We start from the raw sequence: 22966 nt of genomic DNA on the forward strand, positions 1-22966 counted from the left end.
CCGGCTGATCAGGCCGGTTTGGGGTGCCCTTTAAGCAGGGCAGGTTATGCGTGGTTGTCCAGCAGGCGATCAGCACCGCCTTCGACCAGACCGCGTTGCTGCAAGCGATCAGCACCGCCTTCGGCCAGGCCACGTTCCTGCAAGCGATCAGCGCCACCTTCGGCAACGCGGTTGCCTTGCAGGCGGTCGGCGCCATCTTCGGCAACGCGATTGCCTTGCAGGCGGTCGGCGCCATCTTCGGCAACGCGGTTGCCTTGCAGGCGGTCGGCGCCATCTTCGGCAACGCGGTTGCCTTGCAGGCGGTCGGCACCACCTTCAACAATACCGCGTTGCTGCAAGCGATCAGCACCACCTTCGGCAACACGACGTTCCAGCAGGCGATCCGAGCCACCTTCGGCAACACGACTTTCGATCAGGCGATCCGCGCCGCCTTCAGCAACAACAGGGTGGGCAAATGCGTTTGCAGCGAGTACCGAGAAAGCGAGGCTAAGCAAGATTTGGCGTTTCATGATGGTGTGCTCCGAGTGTTTTAGTTGGGTGTTGCTTGGTATGGGTTTGATGTTACGCGTTGCATTTTTTAAGAGAACTTCATTGCGCTGATGGTGACTATCGATGCCAGCGATGGCCCGTTTCAAAGGGCCATCGCCGCGCCGGTCACGGCATCTGTGGCCGTTCCTGGGGGCGCAGGTCGAACACCAGCACCTCGGCATCCTGGCCCTGGCTCAGGCGGATTTGCCGCTCATCGCGCACTCGGGCACCGTCGCCTTCCTGCAAGCGCTGGCCGTTGATGTCGACGCTGCCCCGAGCCACATGGATGTACACGTGGCGATCCGGCGGCAGGTCGAGGGTCGCGGCTTCGTCGCCCTTGAACAGCCCGGCGTACACCCTGGCGTCCTGGCGCACGGTCAGGGAGCCGTCGGTGCCGTCCGGCGAGATGATCAGTTGCAGGCGCCCTTGTTTCTGCGCCGCGCTGAAGTGCTCCTGTTGATAGCGCGGCTCGGCACCGGCCACGGCGGGCACGATCCAGATTTGCAGGAAGTGCACGCCCAGGTGTTGGCTGTGGTTGAACTCGCTGTGGGCCACGCCGCTGCCGGCGCTCATCAGTTGCACATCGCCGGGGCGGATCACCGAACCGGTGCCCAGGGTGTCCTTGTGTTCCAGGGCGCCTTCAAGCACATAGGAGAAAATCTCCATGTCGCGGTGCGGGTGCTGGCCGAAGCCTTTGCCGGCCGCGACGCGGTCGTCGTTGATCACCAGCAGGTCGGAAAAACCCTGTTCATCGGGGTTCCAATAGTTGGCGAACGAGAAAGTGTGGAACGACTTCAACCAACCGTGATTGGCGGCGCCGCGTTCGGAAGCTTTGCGAAGGGTCAGCATGGTGGTGTCCTCAAGTGAGCGCGGGCTGCGAGATGCAGGGCGCTTGCGTTGAGAAGAAGGTTACTGGTAACTGAAATATTCATTAAGAAGCTGAAATTTGAATAACTGTCTCTCTCAGATTGACAGTTAAAGGCATGCCATAATGCCTGCCGCTTTCTTTCCCCTTGATGGATGCTTCCTGTATGAAAACCGTGGCCATGGCGCTGTTCCCGGACTTCCTCCTGCTGGACATGGCCGGGCCGCTCGAAGTGTTTTCCATTGCCAACCGCTACCTGCCGGCGGCGGAGCATTACCAGATTCTCACCCTGGGTACCGAGCCCGGTCCGTTGCGCGCTTCCAATGGGGTGCTGGTCCAGACTGACCTGCTGCTGGACCAGGCCCAGGCGGCTTATGACCTGCTGCTGGTGCCCGGCGGCCCGGGTGCCTATAACGAATGCCACCCGGCGCTGCTGCCCTGGCTCAAGGCGGCGGCGCCACGGGCGCGACGCTTCGGTTCGATCTGCACCGGAGCCTTTGTGCTGGGCCACGCCGGGCTGCTCGACGAGCGCCGCGTGACCACCCACTGGCACTACACCGAGCGGCTGATCAAGGCCTTCCCTAAGGCCATCGTCGAGACAGATCGCATCTACCTGCAGGACGGGCGCTTGATTACCTCGGGTGGGGTCACCGCCGGTATCGACCTGGCGCTGTCGATCGTCGCCCAGGACCATGGCAAGCAAGTGGCGGTGGATGTGGCCAAGGTGCTGCTGGTGGTGATGAAGCGCCAGGGCGGCCAGGCCCAGTTCAGTCCGATGACCGCGTCCGTGGCGCCCCAGGAAACCGCGATCACCCGCGTGCAGAACCATGTGCTCGCCCATCTGGACCAGCCCTTCAGCATCGAGTCCATGGCCGAGCTGGCGGGCATGAGTGCACGCCACTTTGCCCGGTTGTTCGCCAAGGATGTGCAAATGACGCCCATGGCCTTCCTGCAAGGCGCGCGCATCGACCGCGCCCGGCAACTGCTGGAAACCACCGACCTGCCGCTCAAGACCGTGGCGTTCCACGCAGGCTTCGGCAGCGTGCGGCATATGCGCTTTCTATTCAGTGAAAAACTCGGCCTGAACCCTACCCAATACCGACAGCAGTTCAGTTAACGACAGGATGTCCGTCTCGCGCACCCGATTGTCCGTCGTGCTCCCCGTGCCAGCATTGTCCTGTCACGGGTAGCTGGCAAGATAGCGTCGAGCCCATGGAAAAGGATGCGCGGACGCCCAAGACCGGGTGTTCCAGCGCGATTGCAGACATGAATATCCCTCTGGCGATTGACGCGGATAGCACGGTGCGTTTCGGTGACTATGTCTTTCACAGGCAGCAGCGACTGGTGAGCAAGGCGGGTTGGCCGGTGTCGCTGGGCGGGCGGGCGTTGGATATCCTGGCGGTACTGTTGGAGTCGCCAGGGCAATTTATCAGCAAGGCCACCCTGATCGAGCGGGTCTGGCCGTGCAGTGTGGTGGAAGAGAACAACCTGCGGGTGCACATCGCCGCACTGCGCCGTGCCCTCGACGGGCAACGCCTTATCCTCAATGACCCCCAGCGCGGTTACTGTTTTGTTGCACCTGTGGAGGTTGCAGCCGCCACGGTGCTGCCCCGGCATAACCTCGCCACCCGACTCAGCCCGGTGATCGGTCGCGATGAGCTGCTGGGCATACTGGTGCGGCGGGTGTCCGGGCAGCACCTGATAACCCTCACCGGTTGCGCCGGCGTGGGCAAGAGCACCCTGGCCCTGGCGCTGGCCGAGCGCGTGTTGCCGCGCTACCGCGACGGTGTGTGGTGGGTCGACCTGGCCACCCTGGAGACACCGCTGCTGATGCTGTGCCACCTGGCCACGGCCCTGCATCTGGAACCCCGCGGCAGTGTCACTGAGTTGTGCCGCCAACTGGTGTCCCGGCAATTGCTGCTGGTGCTCGACGGCGCCGACCTGCTGCTCGGTGCCTGTCGACATCTTTTGCGGGCGCTGCGCGAAAACGCGCCCCAGGTCAGCGTGCTGGTCAGCAGTCGCGAAGCGTTGCAGGCCCCAGGCGAATGGGTGCTGCGCGTGCCCCCACTGGCCGTGCCGGCGCCGTCGGCGGTGGGCAGTATTGAACAGGCGATGGCGTTCCCCGCCGTGCAACTGTTCGTCGCGCGGGCGTGTGCCGGTCAACAGGGCTTTGTATTGCGCCACCAGGACCTGGCGCCGTTGCGGGACATCTGCCGGCGCCTCGACGGTATTCCCCTGGCCCTTGAACTGGCGGCGGCCCAGGTGGACGCGTTGGGCGTACGCGGTTTACAGGCGCAGTTGCACAGTGGGTTGCAGGTACTGACCCGGGGTCGCCGCACGGCGGTGGAGCGCCACCAATCCCTGACCGCCGCCCTGGACTGGACATACCAGCGCCTGAGCCTGCCGGAGCGTTGGCTGTTCCTGCAATTGAGCTTATTCAAGATGGCCGTGACCTTGCCCACCCTGAGCAAGCTGGTGGCCGGCACCGAGCTGGAACACGCTGATTTGTCGTACCTGCTCGGGCGCCTGGTCGGCACCTCGCTGCTGGGCGTGGAACCCGGTCCGGGTTATCCACGCTATCGCCTGCTCAACAGTGTGCGCAGCTATGGCCTGGCACTCCTGCGCAACCCGCAGCAGGTGGCGCGTTTGCAGCAGGGCTATGGGCATTACCTGGGGACGTTTTCAGGCCGGCCGTTTGTCCTGCAGCTCGTCGAGCAGGCGGCGTACGCGGACTAGGTCCTGGGTGGCGAAGCCTTCGGTAAATCGCGCGTAGACCGAACCCAGCAGGTCGCGGGCGGCCTGCACACGACCCTGTTTTTGCCACAGCCGCGCCAAGGAGTCCGCACAGCGCAGCTCCCAGGCCAACGCGCCTTGCTGGTGTGCCAGGCCCAGGGCTTCGAGCAGCAGCGCCTCAGCCCCGTTGGCATCGGGCATGGCCTCGGCGCGCACGCGCAGGATTTCCGGGCTGCACCAGCCGGCGGCACCGCTCCGGGCGCGTTCGAACAAGGCCTCATCCACTGCACGGGCGTTGAAGGTCACCAGGATGTCTTCGACCAGCCCCAACCCCTGCCTATCGGCGATCTGCGCGGTGCCTTCGTAGCATTGCGCCCAGGTGTGGAACAACTGCACCGAATGTTTTTGCGCCTGCTGTAGCAGCAGGTCCAACTGGTCGCGGGCTGCGAGGCTGTCGCCGTTGTAGTGGGCGATGACCACCCCCGCCAGGGCCAGGGTGTAGCAAATCGACGTGCCGTGGTTGATCTGCAACGCCAACTCCAGCGCCTGGCTTGCGGTGCGCCACGCACGTTCGGGAAAACCGCGCAGCCACAGGATGCGTGCGAGGATGGTCAACGAGGCCACGCTCTGGTCGTACTGCACGCCAAATCCGTGGGTAAATCGGTTGAGATGGCCGCTCTGGGCCATGCTCTGGATCACCTGTTCGGCATTCTGCTGCGCCAGCGTCTGGTGGCCGGCGAAGTGCTGCGCCAGCACCCTCAGGCGTTGGGCGCTGAGGGCCAGCAACGGCTCGGCCTGAGGCCCCAATCGGTCGAAATGCAGGCTTTGCTTCAAGGCCTCGTGGTAGTTGCCGCCGCACAGGCTGACCGCCATTTGTCCTGATACCGCACGCAGTTGGCCGACCAGGTTCTTGTCGGCTTCGGCCAGGCGCTGCGCACAGGCAAAGGCTTCGATGGTCTGCGGCGTGCCGCCCTGGGCGTGATAGGAAAAGCTGCCGAATGCCAACTGCAAGGCCATGTTCAAACGCTGGCTCGGCACACTCGATTGCCCCAGCCGCGTCAGGGCCTTGCCCACGTACAGGCCGTGTTCGCGCAGCAGTGACAACTCCTGCCACAGCGGCGTGGCGCTGACAGTGAGACGAATGCCCAGCAGGTGGACGCCCTGGTCGCCCAGGCCCCAGTCGAGGGCGGCACGAATGTCTTCGCGCAGCGGGGCATAGCGGTCGATCCAGGCTTGGGTGGCGGTCTGCTCCCAATCGTCCTGCGCCTGGTTCATCAGCACCAGGCAGCGGTTGGCGTGGCGTTCACGGGTGGCGTCGAGTTCATTGGCGACGCTGAGTTTTTCCAGGGCATAGGTGCGGGTGATGTCCAGCAGGCGATAGATCACCTCGTCATCCCCGGCCTCCACATTGAGCAAGGATTTCGCCACCAGTTGGGTGATCGAACCCAGCACCTCGGCCGGCGCAACCTCTTGCCCGGCGATCACCGCCGCAGCACTGGCGAGGCTGAAACCACCCCGGAACACCGCGAGGCGACGCAGGCAGATTTGCTCGCAGCCAGTGAGCAGTTCGAAGCTCCAGTCCAGGGTGGCGCGCAGGGTTTGATGGCGGGGCAGGGCGCTGTGTCGGCCACGGGTGAGCAGGCGGAAGTTGTCTTCCATTTGCACCAGCAGGCCGGGCAGGCCGAAGCGTTCGATCTGCGCGGCCACCAGCTCGATTGCCAGGGGAATGCCGTCCAGGCGTTGGCAGATGTCGATGGCCAGGGGCAGTTCGGCGTCGCTCAGTTCGAAGCTGTCCTGATGGGACATGGCCCGCTCGATCAGCAGTTGCAGGGCCGGATAGCCCAAGGCCTGGGCGCGGTTGCCGGTGGCGGGCGGGCAGGCCAGGGGCTCCAGGCGTTGCACCGACTCGCCCTCGGCGCGCAAGGCCTCGCGGCTGGTGGCGAGGATGTGCAATTTGGGCGCGTGGCGCAGCAGGGTCTCGCTGATCAGTGCGATGTCGTCCAGCAGGTGCTCGCAGTTGTCGATCACCAGCAGCAACTGGCGCGCCTGCAGGCGGCGTGCAAACACAGCCAGCGGCTCGTGCTCGGTGTGGGTGAGGTCGAGCAGCGCAGCGAGGTTGGGCAGGATCATCGACGGTGCGCTGAGAGGCGCCAGGTCCAGCAGGCGAATACCGTCGGGGTAATGCCCGATCAACAATTCCGCCACGCGCAACGCGACGGTGGTCTTGCCGATGCCGCCGGCGCCGGTCAGGGTGATAAAGCGTTGCTCGGGCAGGTGCTGCACCAGACTGTCGATCAGGGCCTGGCGGCCGAGCATGCGCGTGCGTCGCAGCGGCAGGTTGTGGCTCGGGCGTTGGGGCGCGCCTTCGGTGGGTAGGCTCATCGGCTCGATGCTCAGTGGTGCCACAAAACTGTAGCCGCGCTGGGCCACCGTGACGATATAGCGCTGCCCGGCCTGGCCATCGCCCAGGGCCTTGCGCAGCGCTGCCATATGCACCCGCAGGTTGCCGTCTTCCACCACGCTTTTAGGCCAGACCCGGGCGATCAGTTCCTGCTTGCTCACCACATTGCCGGCCTGCTCCAGCAGGATCAGCAGGATATCCACTGCCCGCCGTCCCAGGCGCAACGGGCGACCGGCTTCCAGCACCAGACGCTGGTGCGGGTGAATACGGTAGGGGCCGAAATGCACGGCCTGGTCGCGTGGGTCACTCATGGGTGGCCATGTTCTGGGGAAAGTAGCGGCCAGCATATTCCAGGCGCATGCAGACCACTAGGCGGCGATCTCTTGAGGCTTGTGACGCAGTTGGTGATTTCGCCAGGTCATCGGGTTGACGCCCTCGCTGCGCGTGAACATATGGCAGAAATGCGCCTGGTCGCAAAACCCGCACTCCAGGCTGATTTGCGTGAGGCTCAAGGAGGATCCGGTGATCAGTTCCTTGGCCCGCTGGATGCGTTGCTGGCGTATCCATTCCTGGGGCGACAGCCCGGTGGTGCACTTGAATGCGCGGGAGAAATGGCTGCGCGACAGGGCGCAGGCTTGGGCCAGGTCGGCAATCGCCAGGCTTTCGCCGAGGTTGGCGAGGATCAATTGCTTGGCGATGCGCTCGCGCCGTGGGCATAGGCCGCCGGTAGCGGATAAGCGAGGAGAGTAGTACGCAGGTCGGGCCATGACGAATATCCGCAGTCGATGGGAGCGTTCCCGGTGAATGGATGCAGTGTAGACCGGCTCATTTTTGGCGCCGGACCGTCTGGCTGGCGAGTTAATCGTTGTTAATTTCGCCAGGTGCGGTCACGAAAAAGACAGCACAGGCGTGCAATCCAGACAGTGTTTTGCCTGCTTAGCTGGCAGCCTGCTAACCGTTTGGATACCGCCATGAACCGCAACGACCTGCGCCGCGTCGACATGAACCTGTTGGTGATTTTCGAAGCGCTGATGTTCGAGAAGAACCTGACTCGGGTTGCCGAAAAGCTCTTCATGGGCCAACCGGCGGTGAGTGCGGCCCTGGGTCGGCTGCGAGATTTGTTCGACGACCCGCTGCTGCTGCGCAATGGCCGGGGCATGGAGCCCACACCGCGCGCCGTGGCGATACTCAAGGAACTGCAACCGGCCATGGACACCATTTCAGGCGCGGTCAGCCGCGCCAAGGACTTCGACCCTTCCACCAGTTGTGCGGTGTTCCGCATCGGCCTGTCCGACGACGCCGAGTTCGGCCTGTTCCCGCCGTTGCTCAGCCAACTGCGCGAAGAAGCCCCCGGCATTATCGTGGTGGTACGCCGCGCCAACTACCTGCTGATGTCCACGTTACTGGCCAGTGGCGAGATCTCGGTGGGGGTGAGCTACACCACCGAACTGCCGGCGAATGCCAAGCGTAAGAAACTGCGGGACATTCCCTGCAAGGTACTGCGCGGTGATGACGGGTTGGCGCCGCTCACCCTGGATGAGTACTGCGAGCGGCCCCATGCGATGGTGTCGTTCTCCGGGGACTTGAGCGGCAACATCGACCTGGACCTGGCGCGTATCGGCCGTGCACGGCGGGTGGTGCTGGCGGTGCCGCAATTCAGTGGGCTGCGGGCGTTGCTGGCCGGTACGCAGATTATTGCGACGGTGCCGGATTATGCGGCATGTGCGTTGACCGAGGGCACGGCGCTACGGGCAGAGGACCCGCCGTTTGCGATTGATGCGGCGGAGTTGTCGATGGTGTGGAGCGGGGTGCATGACAATGACCCGGCGGAGCGGTGGTTGAGGGGCAGGATTGCGGAGCATATGGCGGGAGGGGGTTGAGCTTGGCGGCCTCTGGGCCGATCGGAGTTGTGAGCCTGGTGTACTCGGTTCAATGTGGGAGGGGCAAGCTCCCTCCCACATTGAATCTGCATAACACCCAACTCCGACTACCGGTTCTTGTAAGAAATTTCCTATAAGAGTACAAATGTACTCCATGACAAACCTGACCCCCCGCCGCACCGCCATCCTGACCTTCATCCGCGACCGTATCGCGCAGCAAGGCCAACCCCCCAGCCTCGCCGAGATCGCCGAGGCGTTCGGCTTTGCGTCCCGCAGTGTCGCGCGTAAACACGTTGTGGCGCTGACCGAAGCCGGCTTCATTGAGGTCAACCCCAACCAGGCGCGTGGTATTCGTTTGCTCAACCAGCCCGTACGCCCGGAGTGGCTGGATGTCCCGGTGCTCGGCCGAGTGGCGGCTGGCCGGCCTATCGGCGCGGATGCCGAAGTGCACAGTCGCCTGCAACTTGATCCTGCCACTTTCGCGAAAACCCCGGATTACCTGTTGCGGGTGCAAGGCGATTCGATGATCGAAGACGGCATCCTTGACGGCGATCTGGTGGGCGTACGCCGCAGTGCCGAAGCCTTGAGCGGGCAGATTGTGGTGGCGCGCCTGGACGGCGAAGTCACCATCAAGCGTTTCGAACGCAGTGGCGACCGTGTGCGCCTGCTGCCGCGCAACCCCGCGTACGAACCTATCGTGGTAGGCCCCGACCAGGACTTGGCCATCGAAGGGGTGTTCTGCGGTCTGGTGAGGCAAGGCTGATGGGCGCCGTGGTTGCGCTGGATACGCTGTTCAATGGCGGCCGCGTCTGGAAAGGCCGGCCTGCCGCGCCCCCGGCCAGCGTGCACGCCACGGGGCTGGCGGCGCTGGATGCGGTGTTGCCCACGGGTGGCTGGCCGGAGTCGGCCTTGAGCGAAATCCTCATGGCCAAGGAAGGCATCGGCGAACTGCAACTGGTGCTGCCGACCCTGGCGCGGTTGTCGGCGGCGGGGGAGCGCATTGTGCTGGTGGCGCCGCCCTATACGCCGTATCCCCACGCCTGGCAAAACGCCGGGGTGGATTTGCGTCAGCTCTCGGTGATCCAGGCCGAGGACCGCGATGCGCTGTGGGCAGTGGAGCAGTGCCTGCGCTCCGGCAGTTGCGGCGCGGTGCTGTGCTGGCCGCGCAAGGCGGATGATCGGGCGTTGCGGCGCTTGCAAGTGGCGGCGGAAACCGGCCAGACCCTGGCGTTTGCCTGGCGATCCTTGAGTGAGGCGATCAACGCATCGCCTGCCGCCTTACGCCTGGCGGTTGAGGCAAAACCCGCGCAGGTACGGGTGCTCAAGTGCCGCGGTGGCTTGGCTCATCCGGCGCCGATTGCACTGGCGGGGCACTGAGGTTGCCATGCGCTGGGTATGTATTGTTTTCCCGCAATTGGCGCTGGACGGGGTGCAGCGTGTGCATCCCGAGCCGGATCAACCCCTGGCATTGCTGGCCGGCACCCCGCAGCGACGTGTGCTGCAAACCGTCAATGACGCCGCCCGTGCATTGGGCTTGCGCCCCGGCCAATCGCTGACGGCGGCCCATGCCCTGGCCAAGACATTTGCCAGCGCCGAGTACGACCCTGTGGAGATCGAACGCTGGCAGCAGTTTCTCGCTGCCTGGGCCTACCGCTTCAGTTCCCAGGTCAGTGTGTATTACCCACGTGCGTTGCTGTTCGAGATTGAATCAAGCCTGGGCCTGTTCGGACCTTGGCCGCAGTTCGAGGCACGCTTGCGCGAGGAACTCACCGAGCTGGGTTTTCGTCACCGTATCGTCGCTGCGCCCAACCCGGCGGCGGCGCGGGTGCTGGCCAATCTTTACGATGGCTTGGCCGTGGCCGATGATGACGCGTTGCGTCAGGCCCTGGCGCCGCTGCCCATCGACCGCGCCGGTCTCGACCCGCAGACCGCCACCGCGTTATCGCGCATGGGCCTGCGTACCCTGGCCCAGGTGCAGGCGTTGCCCCGGCACACCCTGGCGCGGCGCTTTGACGCCGGCCTGCTCAAGCACCTGGATGCGTTGAGCGGGCAACGGCCTTTGGCCCTGGCGTTCTATCAGCCGCCGGACCAGTTCGATGTGCGCATCGAGCTGAATTTCGATGTGCAATCCCACCAGGCCTTGTTATTCCCCCTGCGCCGTTTGACCGCCGACCTCTCGGCCTTCCTCTGCGGCCGCGACAGTGGCGTGCAGCGTTTCGACCTGCACCTGGAACATGCCCAGGCGCCGGACAGCGTGATCACGGTCGGCCTGCTCAGTGCCGAGCGCGAACCGGCGATGCTGTTCGAACTGGCCCGTGGGCGCCTGGAGCAAGTCCAGGTCAGTTCTCCGGTGCGCGGCTTTCGCCTGGTGGCCCAGGACCTGCCGGTGTTCGTGCCACAACGCCAGGACCTGTTCGACGATCGCCCGCAACAGACCTTGCCCTGGGAGCAACTGCGCGAACGCCTGCGTGCCCGCCTGGGGGATGAAGCGGTGCAAGGCCTGCGCTTTCATGCCGACCATCGCCCCGAATGTGCCTGGCAAATGGCGGCGGATAAAAGTCCGTGCGTCACCTTGAACAAGGTCCAGCGTCCCGGTTGGTTGCTGAACGAACCGACCTTGCTGGCCGAGCAGGGCGTGCAGATCCTCATGGGCCCGGAGCGCATCGAATCCGGCTGGTGGGACGGCGCCGATATTCGCCGCGACTACTACCTGATCCAGACCCGCGCCGGCCAGCAAGGCTGGGCCTACCGCAGCGTGGGGCAAAGCGATGGGCTGTGGCTGCAGGGCTGGTTTGCATGAGGCTGCAACCGGCCTCTGTAGGAGCGAGCTTGCTCGCGAAAAACGCAAGGGCACCGCGATGACCCAGGGCTCCCGCGTCATCGTTAACGCGCTTCGCGAGCAAGCTCGCGCCTACAGGCGGCGGTGGCCATGAGTTACGCCGAGCTGCATTGCCTGTCCAACTTCAGCTTCCAGCGCGGTGCCTCCAGCGCCCTGGAGTTGTTCGAGCGGGCCAAGCGCCAGGGCTACAGCGCCCTGGCGATCACCGATGAATGCACGTTGTCCGGCATTGTGCGGGCCTGGCAGGCCGCGAAGGCGGTGGATTTGCCGCTGATTATCGGCAGCGAAGTGCGCATCGAGAATGGCCCGAAACTGGTGCTGCTGGTGCAGGACCTCAGCGGCTACCAGCACCTGTGCCGTCTGATTACCCTGGCCCGCCGCCGCGCTGAAAAGGGCCGTTATCGCCTGCTGCAAGAAGACTTCGACCGCCCCCTCAACGGCCTCTTGGCACTATGGATTGCCGAAGACAGCGACACCCAGGCCTCGATCCAGTGGCTGCGCCGTACCTTCGCCGAACGCCTGTGGCTGGCGGTGCACCTGCACTGCGGCCAGGACGATGCGCGGCATCTGGAGCAACGCCTGCACCTGGCCGCCAGCCTGCAGATTCCGGCGGTGGCCTGCGGCGATGTGCATATGCATGCGCGCGGCCGCCGCGCCCTGCAAGACACCATGACCGCGATCCGTCATCACGTACCGGTGGCCGAAGCCGGCACGCGCCTGCACCCCAATGGCGAGCGGCATTTGCGCAGCCTCGACGCCCTGGCCACGCTGTACCCGCAAGCGCTGCTCGACGAAACCCTGGCCATCACCCAGCGTTGCAGCTTCGACCTTAGCCAGTTGCGCTACCACTACCCGCGCGAATTGGTGCCCGAGGGGCATGACGCCAAATCCTGGTTGCGCACCGTCACCGAAGAAGGCATCGCCCAGCGCTGGCCGCAAGGGGTCGATGCCAAGACCTTGCAGCAGATCAATTACGAGCTGGAACTGATCAGCGAGCTGGGCTACGAAAGCTACTTTCTCACCGTGCACGACATCGTGCGCTTCGCCCGCAGCCGTTCGATCCTGTGCCAGGGGCGTGGCTCGGCGGCCAACTCAGCGGTGTGTTTTGCCCTGGGGATCACCGAGATCAACCCGAGCCTGATGAACACGCTGTTCGAACGTTTCCTGTCCAAGGAGCGCAATGAGCCGCCGGACATCGACGTCGACTTCGAACACGAACGCCGCGAAGAAGTGCTGCAGTACGTGTTCCAGCGCTATGGCCGCACCCGCGCGGCGCTGACGGCGGTGGTCAGCAGTTACCACGCGGCCGGTGCGGTGCGCGATGTGGCCAAGGCCCTGGGCTTGCCGCCGGACCAGATCAACGCGCTGGCTGAATGTTGCGGGCGCTGGAGTGACGATGCGCCGCCCCTGGAACGCTTGCGCGAAGGCGGCTTCGACCCCGACAGCCCGATCCTGCGCCGCGTGCTCACACTCACCCAGCAACTGATCGGTTTTCCCCGGCACCTGTCCCAGCACCCCGGTGGCTTCGTGATTTCCGAGTACCCGCTGGACACCCTGGTGCCGGTGGAAAACGCCGCCATGGCCGAGCGCACCATCATCCAGTGGGACAAGGACGACCTTGATGCCGTGGGCCTGCTCAAGGTGGATATCCTCGCCCTGGGCATGCTCAGCGCGATCCGCCGCTGTTTCGATCTGCTGCGCCGCCATCGCCATCTGGACTTTTCCCTGGCGACGATCCCCAAGGAGGACCCGGCCACCTACGCGATGATCAGCAAGGCCGACACCATCGGCGTGTTCCAGATCGAGTCGCGGGCGCAGATGTCGATGCTGCCCAGGCTCAAGCCCAAGACCTTTTATGACCTGGTGATCGAGGTCGCTATCGTGCGCCCCGGGCCGATCCAGGGCGGCATGGTGCATCCCTATCTGCGCCGACGTAACGAAGAGGAGCCCACCACCTATCCGTCGCCGGAGCTTGAGGCGGTGCTCAAGCGTACCCTGGGCATTCCGCTGTTCCAGGAGCAAGTGATGCAGATCGCCATGGTCGCCGCCGACTACAGCCCCGGCGAGGCCGACCAGTTGCGCCGTTCCATGGCCGCCTGGAAACGCCACGGTGGCCTCGAACCGCATCAAGAACGCCTGCGCACCGGCATGCTGAAGAATGGCTACACCGAGGCCTTTGCCGCGCAGATCTTCGAGCAGATCAAGGGCTTTGGCAGCTACGGTTTCCCCGAGTCCCACGCCGCCAGTTTTGCCTTGCTGACGTACGCCAGTTGCTGGCTCAAATGCCATGAGCCGGCGGCCTTCGCCTGTGCGCTGATCAACAGCTGGCCCATGGGTTTCTACAGCCCGGACCAGATCCTGCAGGATGCGCGGCGCCATCGCCTGCAGATCCGCCCGGTGGATGTGCAGGCCAGCGACTGGGATTGCAGCCTGGAACCCATCGACGGCCAGCAACCGGCGATTCGCATGGGCTTGCGCATGATCGCCGGGTTTCGCGAAGAGGATGGGCGGCGTATTGAAGCGGCACGTCAGCACAGGGCCTTCAGCGATATTGCCGATCTGGACGAACGCGCCGGGCTGGAGGCGCGCGCCCAGGCATTGCTGGCGGATGCCGGTGCCCTGCGCGCCCTGGCCGGCAACCGCCACCAGGCGCGCTGGGACGTGGCGGGGGTGCACAGGCAACTTGGGCTGTTCGCCGGCCTGCCCAGCCCTGACGAGGCGGTGGTGGCGCTGCCTGCGCCCACGGTGGGCGAGGACTTGCACGCGGACTACGCGATGCTCGGCACCACCCTTGGTCCGCATCCGCTGGCATTGCTGCGCGATGAGCTGCGCAAGCGGCGCTGCCGCAGTTCCCGCGAGCTGATGGCGGTGGAGCATGGGCGTAATGTCAGTGTCGCGGGGTTGGTCACCGGTCGGCAGCGTCCGGGCACCGCCAGTGGCGTGACCTTTGTCACCCTCGAAGATGAGTTCGGTAACCTCAACGTGGTGGTCTGGCGCGACCTCGCCGAACGTCAGCGCCAGGCCCTGGTGGGGTCGCGCCTGCTCAAGGTGGACGGGCGCTGGGAGGCGGTGGGCGAGGTGCGGCACCTGATCGCCGGGCGCCTGACCGACCTGACGCCGCTGCTGGAAGGCATCACGGTGCGCAGCCGGGATTTTCACTGAGGCCGGTAGCGTTTGGCGTGATTAACCCCTAATTTATACAAAATGAAACCATCTTCCCTTGATACGCTCAAAAAATTGCGACTGTCCTTTCTCTGCGCAGAGCCGAACGATGCAATTCTTATCCGACCCCCACGGCTGTGAAGGTTGGGCCGGCGAAATGGCCCAGCGAATTCGCGCATTTGACTGGTCAACCACCGACCTGGGACCGCTTGACCGCTGGTCCACCAGCCTCGCCTGTACCGTGCAGATGATGCTGGCGTCCCCCGTGCCCATGGTGATGCTCTGGGGGCCCGCGGGGTACATGATCTACAACGACAGCTATTCGGTGTTTGCCGGTGGCCGCCATCCGTATTTGCTGGGCACGCCGGTGGAGCTGGGTTGGCCGGAAGTGGCCGACTTCAACCGCCATGTGGTGGACACCTGCCTGGCCGGCGGCACCCTATCGTTCAACAATAAAGACCTGGTGCTGCTGCGCAACGGCCAGCCGGAAACGGTGTGGCTGGATCTCTACTACAGCCCCGTCGCCGGGGATGACCAGCAGCCGGCCGGTGTGCTGGCGATTGTGGTGGAAACCACCGCCCATGTGCACTCCGAGCGCTTGCGCCAGGAACTGACCCATAACCTGGAGCAGCGCGTGGCCGCCGAAGTCCAGGCACGTTCCGCCGCTGAAGAGCAATTGCGCCAGTCGCAAAAGCTCGAAGCCATTGGTGGCCTGACCGGTGGCGTGGCCCACGACTTCAATAACCTGCTGCAAGTCATCGCCGGCAACCTGCATCTGCTGGCCCGCCATGAACCGGAGAATGCCCAGGTACAGCGGCGCGTCACGGCGGCCATCGCGGCGGTGGAGCGTGGCGCCAAACTGTCGTCGCAACTGTTGGCTTTTGCCCGTCGCCAACCGTTGTCACCGGCCGTATATAACCCGCAGCGCATCTATGCCGGGCTGGGCGAACTGCTGCAGCGCGCACTCGGTGAAACCATTCATATCGACGTGCAACTGCCGCAGGATTCCTGGTGCATCAACGTCGACCGCAACCAGCTGGAAAATGCGTTGCTCAACCTGGCGATCAACGCCCGCGATGCCATGAAAGGCGAGGGTGTGATTCGCATCACCGGCGAAAATATCATCCTCAATCCCAAGGATTGCATCGGCAAAAGCATCAAACCGGGCGAGTACGTGCGCCTGGCCGTCACGGACATCGGTGTGGGCATGCCGGCGGCCATCCTGGCGCGGGTGTTCGAGCCGTTTTTCACCACCAAGCGCAACGGCCACGGCACCGGCCTTGGCTTGAGCATGGTGTTTGGTTTCGTCCGGCAAAGCGGCGGGCACGTGGAGGTGTGGAGCGAGGAGGGCAAGGGCACCGTGGTGCAGATGTATTTCCCTCGCGACCTGGGTGAAGAGAGCCAGGAGAGCCACGTTGAGCCGGTCCTGTACACCAGTGCGGATGAGACGATCCTGGTGGTTGAAGACAATGAAGACGTGCGCGTAACCGTGGTGGAGCTGCTCGAGCAGGCCGGCTACACGGTGTTTACCGCCGAGGACGGCGACCGCGCGATGCAAGCGTTGCAGGGCGGGGTGCGGCCCGACCTGATCTTCACCGATGTAGTGATGCCCGGCCGGATCAAAAGTACCGACCTGGCCGAGTGGGCCCGCGCTCAGTCGCCGCCGGTGGCGGTGCTGTTCACCTCCGGGCACACCCGCGACATTCTTTCCAGCAATCATCTGCTCAGCACCGATATTCATCTGCTGAGTAAACCCTACAGTCCCGAGGCCCTGACGCAACGGCTGCGCAGCGTGCTCACCGCCAGACAAGGTTGTTCATGACTTCACAGCGCACCATCCCCCCGATCACTGCCCAGCACCTTGGCTATGTACGGGTGCGCGGCGCCCGCGAACACAACCTGAAGAACGTCGACGTGGATATTCCCCGGGATGCCTTGGTGGTGTTTACCGGTGTCTCGGGTTCAGGCAAGTCGTCCCTGGCGTTTTCCACGGTGTATGCCGAAGCCCAGCGTCGCTATTTCGAATCGGTGGCGCCCTATGCGCGACGCCTGATCGACCAGGTGGGCGTGCCCGATGTGGACAGCATCGAGGGCCTGCCACCCGCCGTGGCGTTGCAACAGCAGCGCGGTACGCCGAGTGCGCGTTCCTCGGTGGGCAGTGTGACCACCTTGTCGAGCCTGATCCGCATGCTGTACTCGCGCGCCGGCAGCTACCCGGCGGGGCAGCCGATGCTGTATGCCGAGGACTTTTCGCCGAACCTGCCCCAGGGCGCGTGCCCGCAGTGCCATGGCCTGGGCCGCGTGTATGAAGTGACCGAGGCGCTGATGGTGCCCGATCCGTCATTGACCATTCGCCAGCGCGCGGTGGCGTCCTGGCCGCTGGCGTGGCAGGGCCAGAACCTGCGCGACATCCTCGTGACCCTGGGCTATGACGTGGATATCCCCTGGCGCGAACTGCCGAAAAAACAGCGCGACTGGATCCTGTTCACTGAAGAAACCCCCACCGTGCCGGTGTATGCCGGTTTCACCCCCGAGCAGACCCGCGAAGCGCTGAAGCGCAAATTGGAGCCTAGCTATCAGGGCACCTTCAGCGGTGCGCGGCGCTACATCCTGCACACCTTCACCCACACCCAAAGCGCGCTGATGAAAAAGCGTGTGTCGCAGTTCATGCAGGGCAGCGCCTGCCCGCTGTGCGAGGGCAAGCGGTTGACCAAGGCCGCACTGTCGGTGAAGTTTGCCGGGGTGGACATTGGTGAGTTGTCGCAACTGTCATTGACGCAACTGGCCGCATTGTTGCGGCCGGTGGCGGCGGGGCAGGACAAGATGAAGCTGTCGGTGGAAAAACGCCTGGCGGCGCAGCGCATCGCCGCGGATCTGCTGGAGCGGGTCAGTACCTTGATCGAATTGGGGTTGGGCTATCTGTCCCTGGAGCGCAGCACGCCGACCCTGTCGTCCGGGGAGTTGCAGCGCCTGCGGTTGGCTACGCAATTGGGCTCGCAGTTGTTCGGTGTGATCTATGTGCTGGATGAACCCTCGGCAGGCTTGCATCCGGCAGATGGCGAAGCGTTGTTCACTGCGCTCGAACGCTTGAAAGCGGCAGGCAATTCGTTGTTTGTGGTGGAACATGACCTGGAAACCATGCGCCGCGCCGACTGGCTGATCGATGTGGGCCCGGCCGCTGGCGAGCACGGTGGGCAAGTGCTGTACAGCGGGCCGCCTGCCGGTCTCGCGGACGTTACAGCGTCGCAGACCCGGGAATATCTGTTTGCCGAAAAACGCCCTGCGAATCAGGCGCGCCGTGAACCCACCGGCTGGCTGAGCCTGGAAGGTGTTACGCGCAATAACCTCAAGGACCTGAGCGTGGATTTTCCGCTGGGCTGCTTTACGGCGGTTACCGGTATTTCCGGCTCGGGCAAGTCCAGCCTGGTCAGCCAGGCGCTGCTGGAGTTGGTCGGCAGCGGCCTCGGTCGTGTGCTGGAAAACGACGAAGAACCGAGCCTGGAAGACGACACCCCGCAAACCAGCGGCGGACGCATCGGTGCCGGGCTGGACCATATCCGTCGTCTGGTGCAGGTGGACCAGAAACCCATCGGCCGCACCCCGCGCTCCAACCTGGCGACCTACACCGGTTTGTTCGACAACGTACGCAAACTGTTCGCTGCCACACCGGCAGCGAAGAAGCGCGATTACGACGCCGGACAGTTCTCCTTCAACGTCGCCAAGGGGCGTTGTCCGAACTGTGAAGGCGAGGGCTTTGTCAGCGTCGAGTTGCTGTTCATGCCCAGCGTGTATGCACCGTGCCCGACCTGTCATGGCGCGCGCTACAACCCCGAAACCCTGGCGATCAAATGGCAAGGCCTGAGCATTGCCCAGGTGCTGGGGCTGACGGTGGAACAAGCGGTGGCGGTGTTTGCCGAACAACCTGGCGTATTGCGTTCGCTGCAAGTGCTGCGGGATATCGGCCTGGGTTACCTGCGCCTGGGCCAGCCGGCGACAGAGCTGTCCGGCGGCGAAGCGCAGCGCATCAAGCTGGCCACCGAACTGCAACGCAATGCCCGTGGCGCGACGTTGTATGTGTTAGACGAACCCACCACCGGGCTGCACCCACGGGATGTCGACCGCTTGCTCAGCCAGCTCAATCATCTGGTGGATGCGGGGCATACGGTGGTCGTGGTCGAACATGAAATGCGCGTGGTCGCGCAAAGTGACTGGGTAATCGATATCGGACCGGGGGCTGGGGATTTGGGTGGCAAGGTGGTTGTCAGTGGCACGCCGCAGAAAGTGGCCAAAAACAAAACCAGCCGCACCGCGCCATTCCTGGCCCGAGAGCTGTTCTAACACGCGATGAGATCCAAATGTGGGGGCTTGCTCCCGATGAAGGAGTGTCAGTCGCTAATAATTTGACTGAGCCACCGCCATCGGGGTGTAGCCCCCTCCCACATTTTGCTCAGCGTTAGGTCAGGTTGATCTGTGCCCTGGCTTGCTTCACCACGTTCTCAACCGTAAACCCGAACTTCTCCTGCAACTTCGCCAGCGGCGCCGATGCGCCGAAGCTGTTCATCACTACCTTGGCGCCGGTCTGGCCGACATAGCGGTCCCAGCCCAAGGGGCCGGCCTGTTCCACCACTACCCGTGCCTTCACTGCCGGCGGCAACACGCTGTCGCGGTAGGCTTGGTCCTGGTCTTCGAACAGTTCCCAGCTGGGCATTGAAACCACCTGCGCGGCAATCCCTTCGCTTTTCAACTGCTCATACGCTGCGACCGCCAGGCTGACTTCACTGCCCGTTGCCAACAGAATCACCTTAGGCTCATCAGCTCCCGCCAGTACATACGCACCTTTGGCCGCACCCGAGGCCGCCGCGTACTTTGTACGATCCAGCGTCGGCAGGGGCTGGCGGGACAGCACCACGCAACTTGGCCGGTGGGTTTGTGCCAGCGCAACTTTCCATAGCTCCAGGGTTTCATTCGCGTCGCCGGGGCGCAGGGTCAGCAGCCCCGGCGTGGCGCGCAGTTGGGTCAGGTGTTCGATGGGCTGGTGGGTCGGTCCATCCTCGCCCACGCCAATCGAGTCATGGGTGAACACGAATACCACCGGCAACTCCATGATCGCGGCCAGGCGGATCGGCGGTTTCATGTAGTCGCTGAACACCAGGAACGTCGAGGTGTACGGCCGCAGGTAGGACAGCGCCATGCCATTGGCAATTGCGCCCATGGCGTGTTCGCGGATGCCGAAGTGCAGGTTGCGCCCGCTGTAGTCATCTGCGCTGAAGCGCCCGGCGCCGTCGAAGGTCAGGTTGGTCTTGGTCGAGGGCGACAGGTCCGCCGAGCCGCCGAGCAGCCAGGGGATGTGCTGGGCCAACGCATTCAGCACTTCGCCTCCGGCAGCACGGCTGGCCACACCCTTGGCGTCGGTGTCGAAGCTGGGCAAATCGTCCTGCCAATGCTGCGGCATTTCGCCGGCGCGCATGCGGCGCAGTTCGTCGGCGCGTTCGGGCGCGTATTGCTCCAGTTGCGACAGGTTCTGGTTCCAGGCGTCATACAACGGCTGGCTGCGCTCCAGCAGTGCATCGCGCAGTACTGTGCGGGCCTCATCGGGTACCAGGAAGCTTGAGTCTTCGGGCCAGCCATACGCGGCCTTGGTCAGGCGGATCTCTTCATCGCCCAGCGGCTCGCCATGGGCGGCGGCGGTGTTGTGCTTGTGCGGCGAACCGTAGCCGATCACGCTGTCGACCACGATCAGGGTCGGCGCGCCGGTGTTGCGCTTGAAGGTGTTCAGCGCCTCGCTCAGGGCCTGCAAGTCATTCGCGTCGGTCACGTGCAAGGTGTGCCAGCCATAGGCCTGGAAGCGCTTGATCACGTCCTCGCTGAAGGCCAGCTCAGTGTGGCCTTCGATGCTGATGGTGTTGTTGTCGTAGATCCAGCACAGGTTATCCAGATTCAAGTGCCCGGCCATCGACGCGGCTTCGCTGCTGATGCCCTCCATCATGTCGCCGTCACCGCAGAGGGTGTAGACGTCGTAGTCGAACAGCACCTGGCCGTCGCGGTTGAAGCGCTTGGCCAGCCAACGTTCGGCCATGGCCATGCCGACGCTGTTGGCACAGCCCTGGCCCAGGGGACCGGTGGTGGTTTCCACGCCGGTGGTCATGCGGTACTCGGGATGGCCCGGGGTCTTGGAACTCATCTGCCGGAACTGCTTGATATCGTCCAGGCTGATTGCCGGCTGCCCCGAGCGTTCGCCTTGGGCATTGATCTCGACCACACCGGCCAGGTGCAGCAGCGAATACAACAGCATCGACGCATGCCCCACCGACAACACAAACCGGTCACGGTTGGGCCAGTCGGGATGTTCGGGGTGGTAACGCAGGAAGCGGCTCCACAGCGTATACCCCACCGGCGCCAGGCCCATGGGCGTGCCGGGGTGGCCGGAGTTGGCCTTCTGCACGGCGTCCATGGCCAGGGTGCGGAGCGTGTTGATGCACAGGGTGTCGACAGCAGTGGCAGCGTGAGTCATGAAACCGTTCTCCCTCGGGTGGCGATCTACAGTGGAGGGCAGTGTGTGGCAAAGGTTTGATCCCATCCTCGGCGGTGCGACGAACGGGGAGCAATTGCCCTCGGACATGACAAGACCCCTTGGAATGGGCTAGCTTCAAGGGCGTAAGCCATTGATCAACTTGCGGAGGTACGCCATGCCAGTGAAACACGACCTGTATCAGGACTTGGGGTTGAGCAAGGAAGCCGTTCACGAACGCAGGGCGAGCGACAAACGCCTGGACTCGCTGCTCACTCAATACGACGCTGCCGACGGGGAGGTGCTGAAGGCAGAATCGGCCAAAGCCAGCGATGAGGATGTGGAGAAGCTGAAGAAGAAGCGGCTGTTGGTCAAAGACGAGATTGTGGGGCGATTGGGTTAAATGAAAATCTTGACCCACCGGTAGGAGCGAGCTTGCTCGCGAAGAACGTCAACGATTACGCCGCTCTTCTGATTTAACGCGGCGTTCTCAAGTTTTTCGCGAGCAAGCTCGCTCCTACAAAAAGCACAGCGTATTTATTCAGGATTGTCTTAGGGGCATCATTCACGCCACTGTCTATGATGCCGCTCGCCCACCCGGCTCTGGGGACTGTTACGGCGCAAGGATTACGCCGGTGAGCCGGGTGGGCACTCTGTGTTTTTACGCGAGCAGTGTCCGCGTGCATTCATCCATCGAGCGTTGCTGCGTTTCGCCATACAACATCAATTCATCAATCGTCTGGCGCCCCAGTGCCTTCTCGAACTCAGCCTGGTTCGAATTGGCCGCGTAGTGACTCTGCGCCGAGTCCCCCAGGTTCGACTGGAAAATCCCCGCCGCACTCACCGGCAGAAAATCCTCATACACCAGCGGTTCGACATCCACATGGCCGGCGGCGACCAGTGCCTCCAGTGTGCGCGGTTGATCGGCCTGGCCGCGTGCGGCCAGGCCCTTCTGCGTGGCGAAGTAGCGGAAGTAGGCGAGGCCCTGTTCACGCATCTGCGCGTGGTTATCCGGGAAGGCCTGGAAGTGCTGCTCCATCAACTGCATGTAACGCGCGGCGTTGCCCTCGTTGGGGAAGGCGCCCAGCTCATCGCGCGCGGCATTCAGCAGTTGGTCGTACAGCGCACGGCCTTTGGGCGTCAGCGCCACGCCACGCTGTTCGATTTCGCCAAAGCGCGCGCTGTGGCTGCCCTGGGCATCGGTGAAGGCGATGGGTTCGTCGAGGGCCTTGAAGCTGGTCTGGCGCAACAGGATCGGGCAGTGGCGGCGGGGCGGCCCTTCGATCACGGCCTTGGGGGTGATGCCCTTGCCGGGCATGGCGGCCTGGACCTGGTCGATGTCCAGGGTGCGCGGGGTCAGGTGGTTGATGTGCGGGCCCTTGAAGGCCACCACGTCGGCGATCAGGCGGTGCTGGTCGCTGAGTTGCTGGTACTGCGCGGCGGTGACGGTCGCGGTGTGGTGCCAGCGGAAGGTTTCCAGGGCCTGGCGCACAAACTCATCGGCATCCTCAGCGTTGAGGCCACCGTCTTGCTCTGCTTGTTCGATCAGCGCCAGGGCGCCGGGGGTGAAGATCGAGCGCTTGGCCAGGGCGGTTTCGGCAAACGCGCGCAGCTCGGGATTTTCGATCAGTTCCAGGCGCAGCAGCGAGGTGAACACCCGAAACGGGCTGGTTTGCAGCGCGCTTTCATGCACGGCGCGAAAGGCGGTGGAGTGCACCGGTACGCCGGCGGGGGTCAGGTCGTAATAGCCCACCGGCTGCATGCCCATCACCGCGAACAGGCGGCTGATGGTCGCCAGCTCCGCCGCAGTGCCCAGGCGGATGGCACCGTGGCGCTCCATGTCCAGACGCTGGATTTCGCCGGTGCGCTGCAGCTGTTGCGCCAGGCGCGGGTCGCTGTCGAGTACGCGGGTGTTGGTGGCGGCGACCAGTTCCATCAGCGCGCCATACAGGGGAACTTCATCTCGGTACATATCGGACATGGCCTTGGAAAAGCCCTTGCGGATCTCGTCGGGGCTGACATGTGCGGTGGTGTGCATAGAAAAATTCCT

The 22966-nt window shown here is 64.0% G+C and carries 16 protein-coding genes; 10 read left to right on the forward strand and 6 right to left on the reverse strand.

Translation table 11 applies throughout. The features are described 5' to 3' along the window. Positions 1-44: 44 nt before the first annotated feature. Entirely contained in the window at positions 45-509 is a 465-nt protein-coding gene (locus AD670_RS30500; protein ID WP_082340894.1) for a phage infection protein, read from the reverse strand. A gap of 145 nt (positions 510-654) precedes the next feature. Beyond that, positions 655-1377 (reverse strand): pirin family protein, encoded by a 723-nt coding sequence (locus AD670_RS03120; RefSeq protein ID WP_053128236.1) that lies wholly within the window; start codon positions 1375-1377, stop codon positions 655-657. 182 nt (positions 1378-1559) lie between these two features. On the opposite strand from AD670_RS03120, the gene AD670_RS03125 reads away from it, so the two are divergent. Together AD670_RS03125 and AD670_RS03130 are read left to right on the forward strand one after the other, a co-directional pair. Continuing rightward, complete coding sequence (locus tag AD670_RS03125; protein WP_053128237.1) at positions 1560-2510, forward strand: GlxA family transcriptional regulator; 951 nt, start codon at positions 1560-1562, stop codon at positions 2508-2510. Between the two features lie 95 nt (positions 2511-2605). Beyond that, on the forward strand, positions 2606-4129 hold the full coding sequence (locus AD670_RS03130) for a winged helix-turn-helix domain-containing protein (RefSeq protein ID WP_053128240.1): 1524 nt from the start codon (positions 2606-2608) through the stop codon (positions 4127-4129). Here AD670_RS03130 and AD670_RS03135 read toward each other — a convergent pair. Together AD670_RS03135 and AD670_RS03140 are read right to left on the reverse strand one after the other, a co-directional pair. Beyond that, positions 4076-6838: a winged helix-turn-helix domain-containing protein gene (locus tag AD670_RS03135; RefSeq protein WP_053128242.1), complete on the reverse strand. Its 2763-nt coding sequence runs from the start codon at positions 6836-6838 to the stop codon at positions 4076-4078. The two genes, AD670_RS03130 and AD670_RS03135, sit on opposite strands and share 54 nt — an antisense overlap. A 57-nt stretch (positions 6839-6895) precedes the next feature. Beyond that, a complete protein-coding gene (locus tag AD670_RS03140) occupies positions 6896-7294 on the reverse strand; it encodes a helix-turn-helix domain-containing protein (RefSeq protein ID WP_053128244.1) in 399 nt (132 codons plus the stop codon). A gap of 204 nt (positions 7295-7498) precedes the next feature. Here AD670_RS03140 and AD670_RS03145 point away from each other — a divergent pair, with 204 nt between their 5' ends. From AD670_RS03145 to uvrA, 7 genes are all read left to right on the forward strand, one after another. Beyond that, positions 7499-8407: a LysR family transcriptional regulator gene (locus AD670_RS03145; protein ID WP_053128246.1), complete on the forward strand. Its 909-nt coding sequence runs from the start codon at positions 7499-7501 to the stop codon at positions 8405-8407. A 145-nt stretch (positions 8408-8552) separates the two neighbouring features. Beyond that, the gene (gene lexA, locus AD670_RS03150; protein ID WP_053128248.1) at positions 8553-9170 is read left to right on the forward strand and encodes a transcriptional repressor LexA; all 618 of its coding nucleotides are present in this window, start codon (positions 8553-8555) and stop codon (positions 9168-9170) included. Beyond that, positions 9170-9784, forward strand: coding sequence for a translesion DNA synthesis-associated protein ImuA (gene imuA / locus AD670_RS03155; protein WP_053128250.1), 615 nt, complete (start codon positions 9170-9172; stop codon positions 9782-9784). Before lexA ends, imuA begins: the two co-directional genes overlap by 1 nt. A 7-nt stretch (positions 9785-9791) precedes the next feature. After that, entirely contained in the window at positions 9792-11207 is a 1416-nt protein-coding gene (locus AD670_RS03160) for a DNA polymerase Y family protein (RefSeq protein WP_053128252.1), read from the forward strand. Positions 11208-11336: 129 nt separating this feature from the next. Beyond that, complete coding sequence (locus AD670_RS03165) at positions 11337-14408, forward strand: error-prone DNA polymerase (protein WP_053128254.1); 3072 nt, start codon at positions 11337-11339, stop codon at positions 14406-14408. A 109-nt stretch (positions 14409-14517) separates the two neighbouring features. Then, complete coding sequence (locus AD670_RS03170; RefSeq protein ID WP_053128256.1) at positions 14518-16230, forward strand: ATP-binding protein; 1713 nt, start codon at positions 14518-14520, stop codon at positions 16228-16230. Then, positions 16227-18746 carry an excinuclease ABC subunit UvrA gene (gene uvrA / locus AD670_RS03175; RefSeq protein WP_053128258.1) on the forward strand — a complete coding sequence of 840 codons (2520 nt, stop codon included), beginning with the start codon at positions 16227-16229 and terminating at the stop codon, positions 18744-18746. The genes AD670_RS03170 and uvrA overlap by 4 nt, the downstream gene beginning before the upstream one ends. Positions 18747-18861: 115 nt before the next feature. Here uvrA and tkt read toward each other — a convergent pair whose 3' ends face one another. Then, positions 18862-20919 carry a transketolase gene (tkt, locus tag AD670_RS03180; RefSeq protein WP_053128260.1) on the reverse strand — a complete coding sequence of 686 codons (2058 nt, stop codon included), beginning with the start codon at positions 20917-20919 and terminating at the stop codon, positions 18862-18864. A gap of 175 nt (positions 20920-21094) precedes the next feature. On the opposite strand from tkt, the gene AD670_RS03185 reads away from it, so the two are divergent. Next, complete coding sequence (locus AD670_RS03185; protein ID WP_053128262.1) at positions 21095-21319, forward strand: DUF465 domain-containing protein; 225 nt, start codon at positions 21095-21097, stop codon at positions 21317-21319. Positions 21320-21577: 258 nt separating this feature from the next. On the opposite strand, the gene AD670_RS03190 is transcribed toward AD670_RS03185, so the two are convergent. Beyond that, positions 21578-22954, reverse strand: coding sequence for a VOC family protein (locus AD670_RS03190; RefSeq protein ID WP_053128264.1), 1377 nt, complete (start codon positions 22952-22954; stop codon positions 21578-21580). Positions 22955-22966: the final 12 nt, after the last annotated feature.

It is taken from the genome of Pseudomonas sp. MIACH, assembly GCF_001269925.1.
Taxonomy (GTDB): domain Bacteria; phylum Pseudomonadota; class Gammaproteobacteria; order Pseudomonadales; family Pseudomonadaceae; genus Aquipseudomonas.

Excerpts from the sequence above, each read along its gene's own strand:
- AD670_RS03160 (WP_053128252.1), top strand. The coding sequence starts at position 9,792 with ATGCGCTGGGTATGTATTGTTTTCCCGCAATTGGCGCTGGACGGGGTG.
- tkt (WP_053128260.1), bottom strand. The coding sequence starts at position 20,919 with ATGACTCACGCTGCCACTGCTGTCGACACCCTGTGCATCAACACGCTC.
- lexA (WP_053128248.1), top strand. The coding sequence starts at position 8,553 with ATGTACTCCATGACAAACCTGACCCCCCGCCGCACCGCCATCCTGACC.
- imuA (WP_053128250.1), top strand. The coding sequence starts at position 9,170 with ATGGGCGCCGTGGTTGCGCTGGATACGCTGTTCAATGGCGGCCGCGTC.
- AD670_RS03165 (WP_053128254.1), top strand. The coding sequence starts at position 11,337 with ATGAGTTACGCCGAGCTGCATTGCCTGTCCAACTTCAGCTTCCAGCGC.
- AD670_RS03145 (WP_053128246.1), top strand. The coding sequence starts at position 7,499 with ATGAACCGCAACGACCTGCGCCGCGTCGACATGAACCTGTTGGTGATT.
- AD670_RS03185 (WP_053128262.1), top strand. The coding sequence starts at position 21,095 with ATGCCAGTGAAACACGACCTGTATCAGGACTTGGGGTTGAGCAAGGAA.
- AD670_RS03125 (WP_053128237.1), top strand. The coding sequence starts at position 1,560 with ATGAAAACCGTGGCCATGGCGCTGTTCCCGGACTTCCTCCTGCTGGAC.
- AD670_RS30500 (WP_082340894.1), bottom strand. The coding sequence starts at position 509 with ATGAAACGCCAAATCTTGCTTAGCCTCGCTTTCTCGGTACTCGCTGCA.
- AD670_RS03190 (WP_053128264.1), bottom strand. The coding sequence starts at position 22,954 with ATGCACACCACCGCACATGTCAGCCCCGACGAGATCCGCAAGGGCTTT.
- AD670_RS03140 (WP_053128244.1), bottom strand. The coding sequence starts at position 7,294 with ATGGCCCGACCTGCGTACTACTCTCCTCGCTTATCCGCTACCGGCGGC.
- AD670_RS03120 (WP_053128236.1), bottom strand. The coding sequence starts at position 1,377 with ATGCTGACCCTTCGCAAAGCTTCCGAACGCGGCGCCGCCAATCACGGT.
- AD670_RS03170 (WP_053128256.1), top strand. The coding sequence starts at position 14,518 with ATGCAATTCTTATCCGACCCCCACGGCTGTGAAGGTTGGGCCGGCGAA.
- AD670_RS03130 (WP_053128240.1), top strand. The coding sequence starts at position 2,606 with ATGGAAAAGGATGCGCGGACGCCCAAGACCGGGTGTTCCAGCGCGATT.
- uvrA (WP_053128258.1), top strand. The coding sequence starts at position 16,227 with ATGACTTCACAGCGCACCATCCCCCCGATCACTGCCCAGCACCTTGGC.
- AD670_RS03135 (WP_053128242.1), bottom strand. The coding sequence starts at position 6,838 with ATGAGTGACCCACGCGACCAGGCCGTGCATTTCGGCCCCTACCGTATT.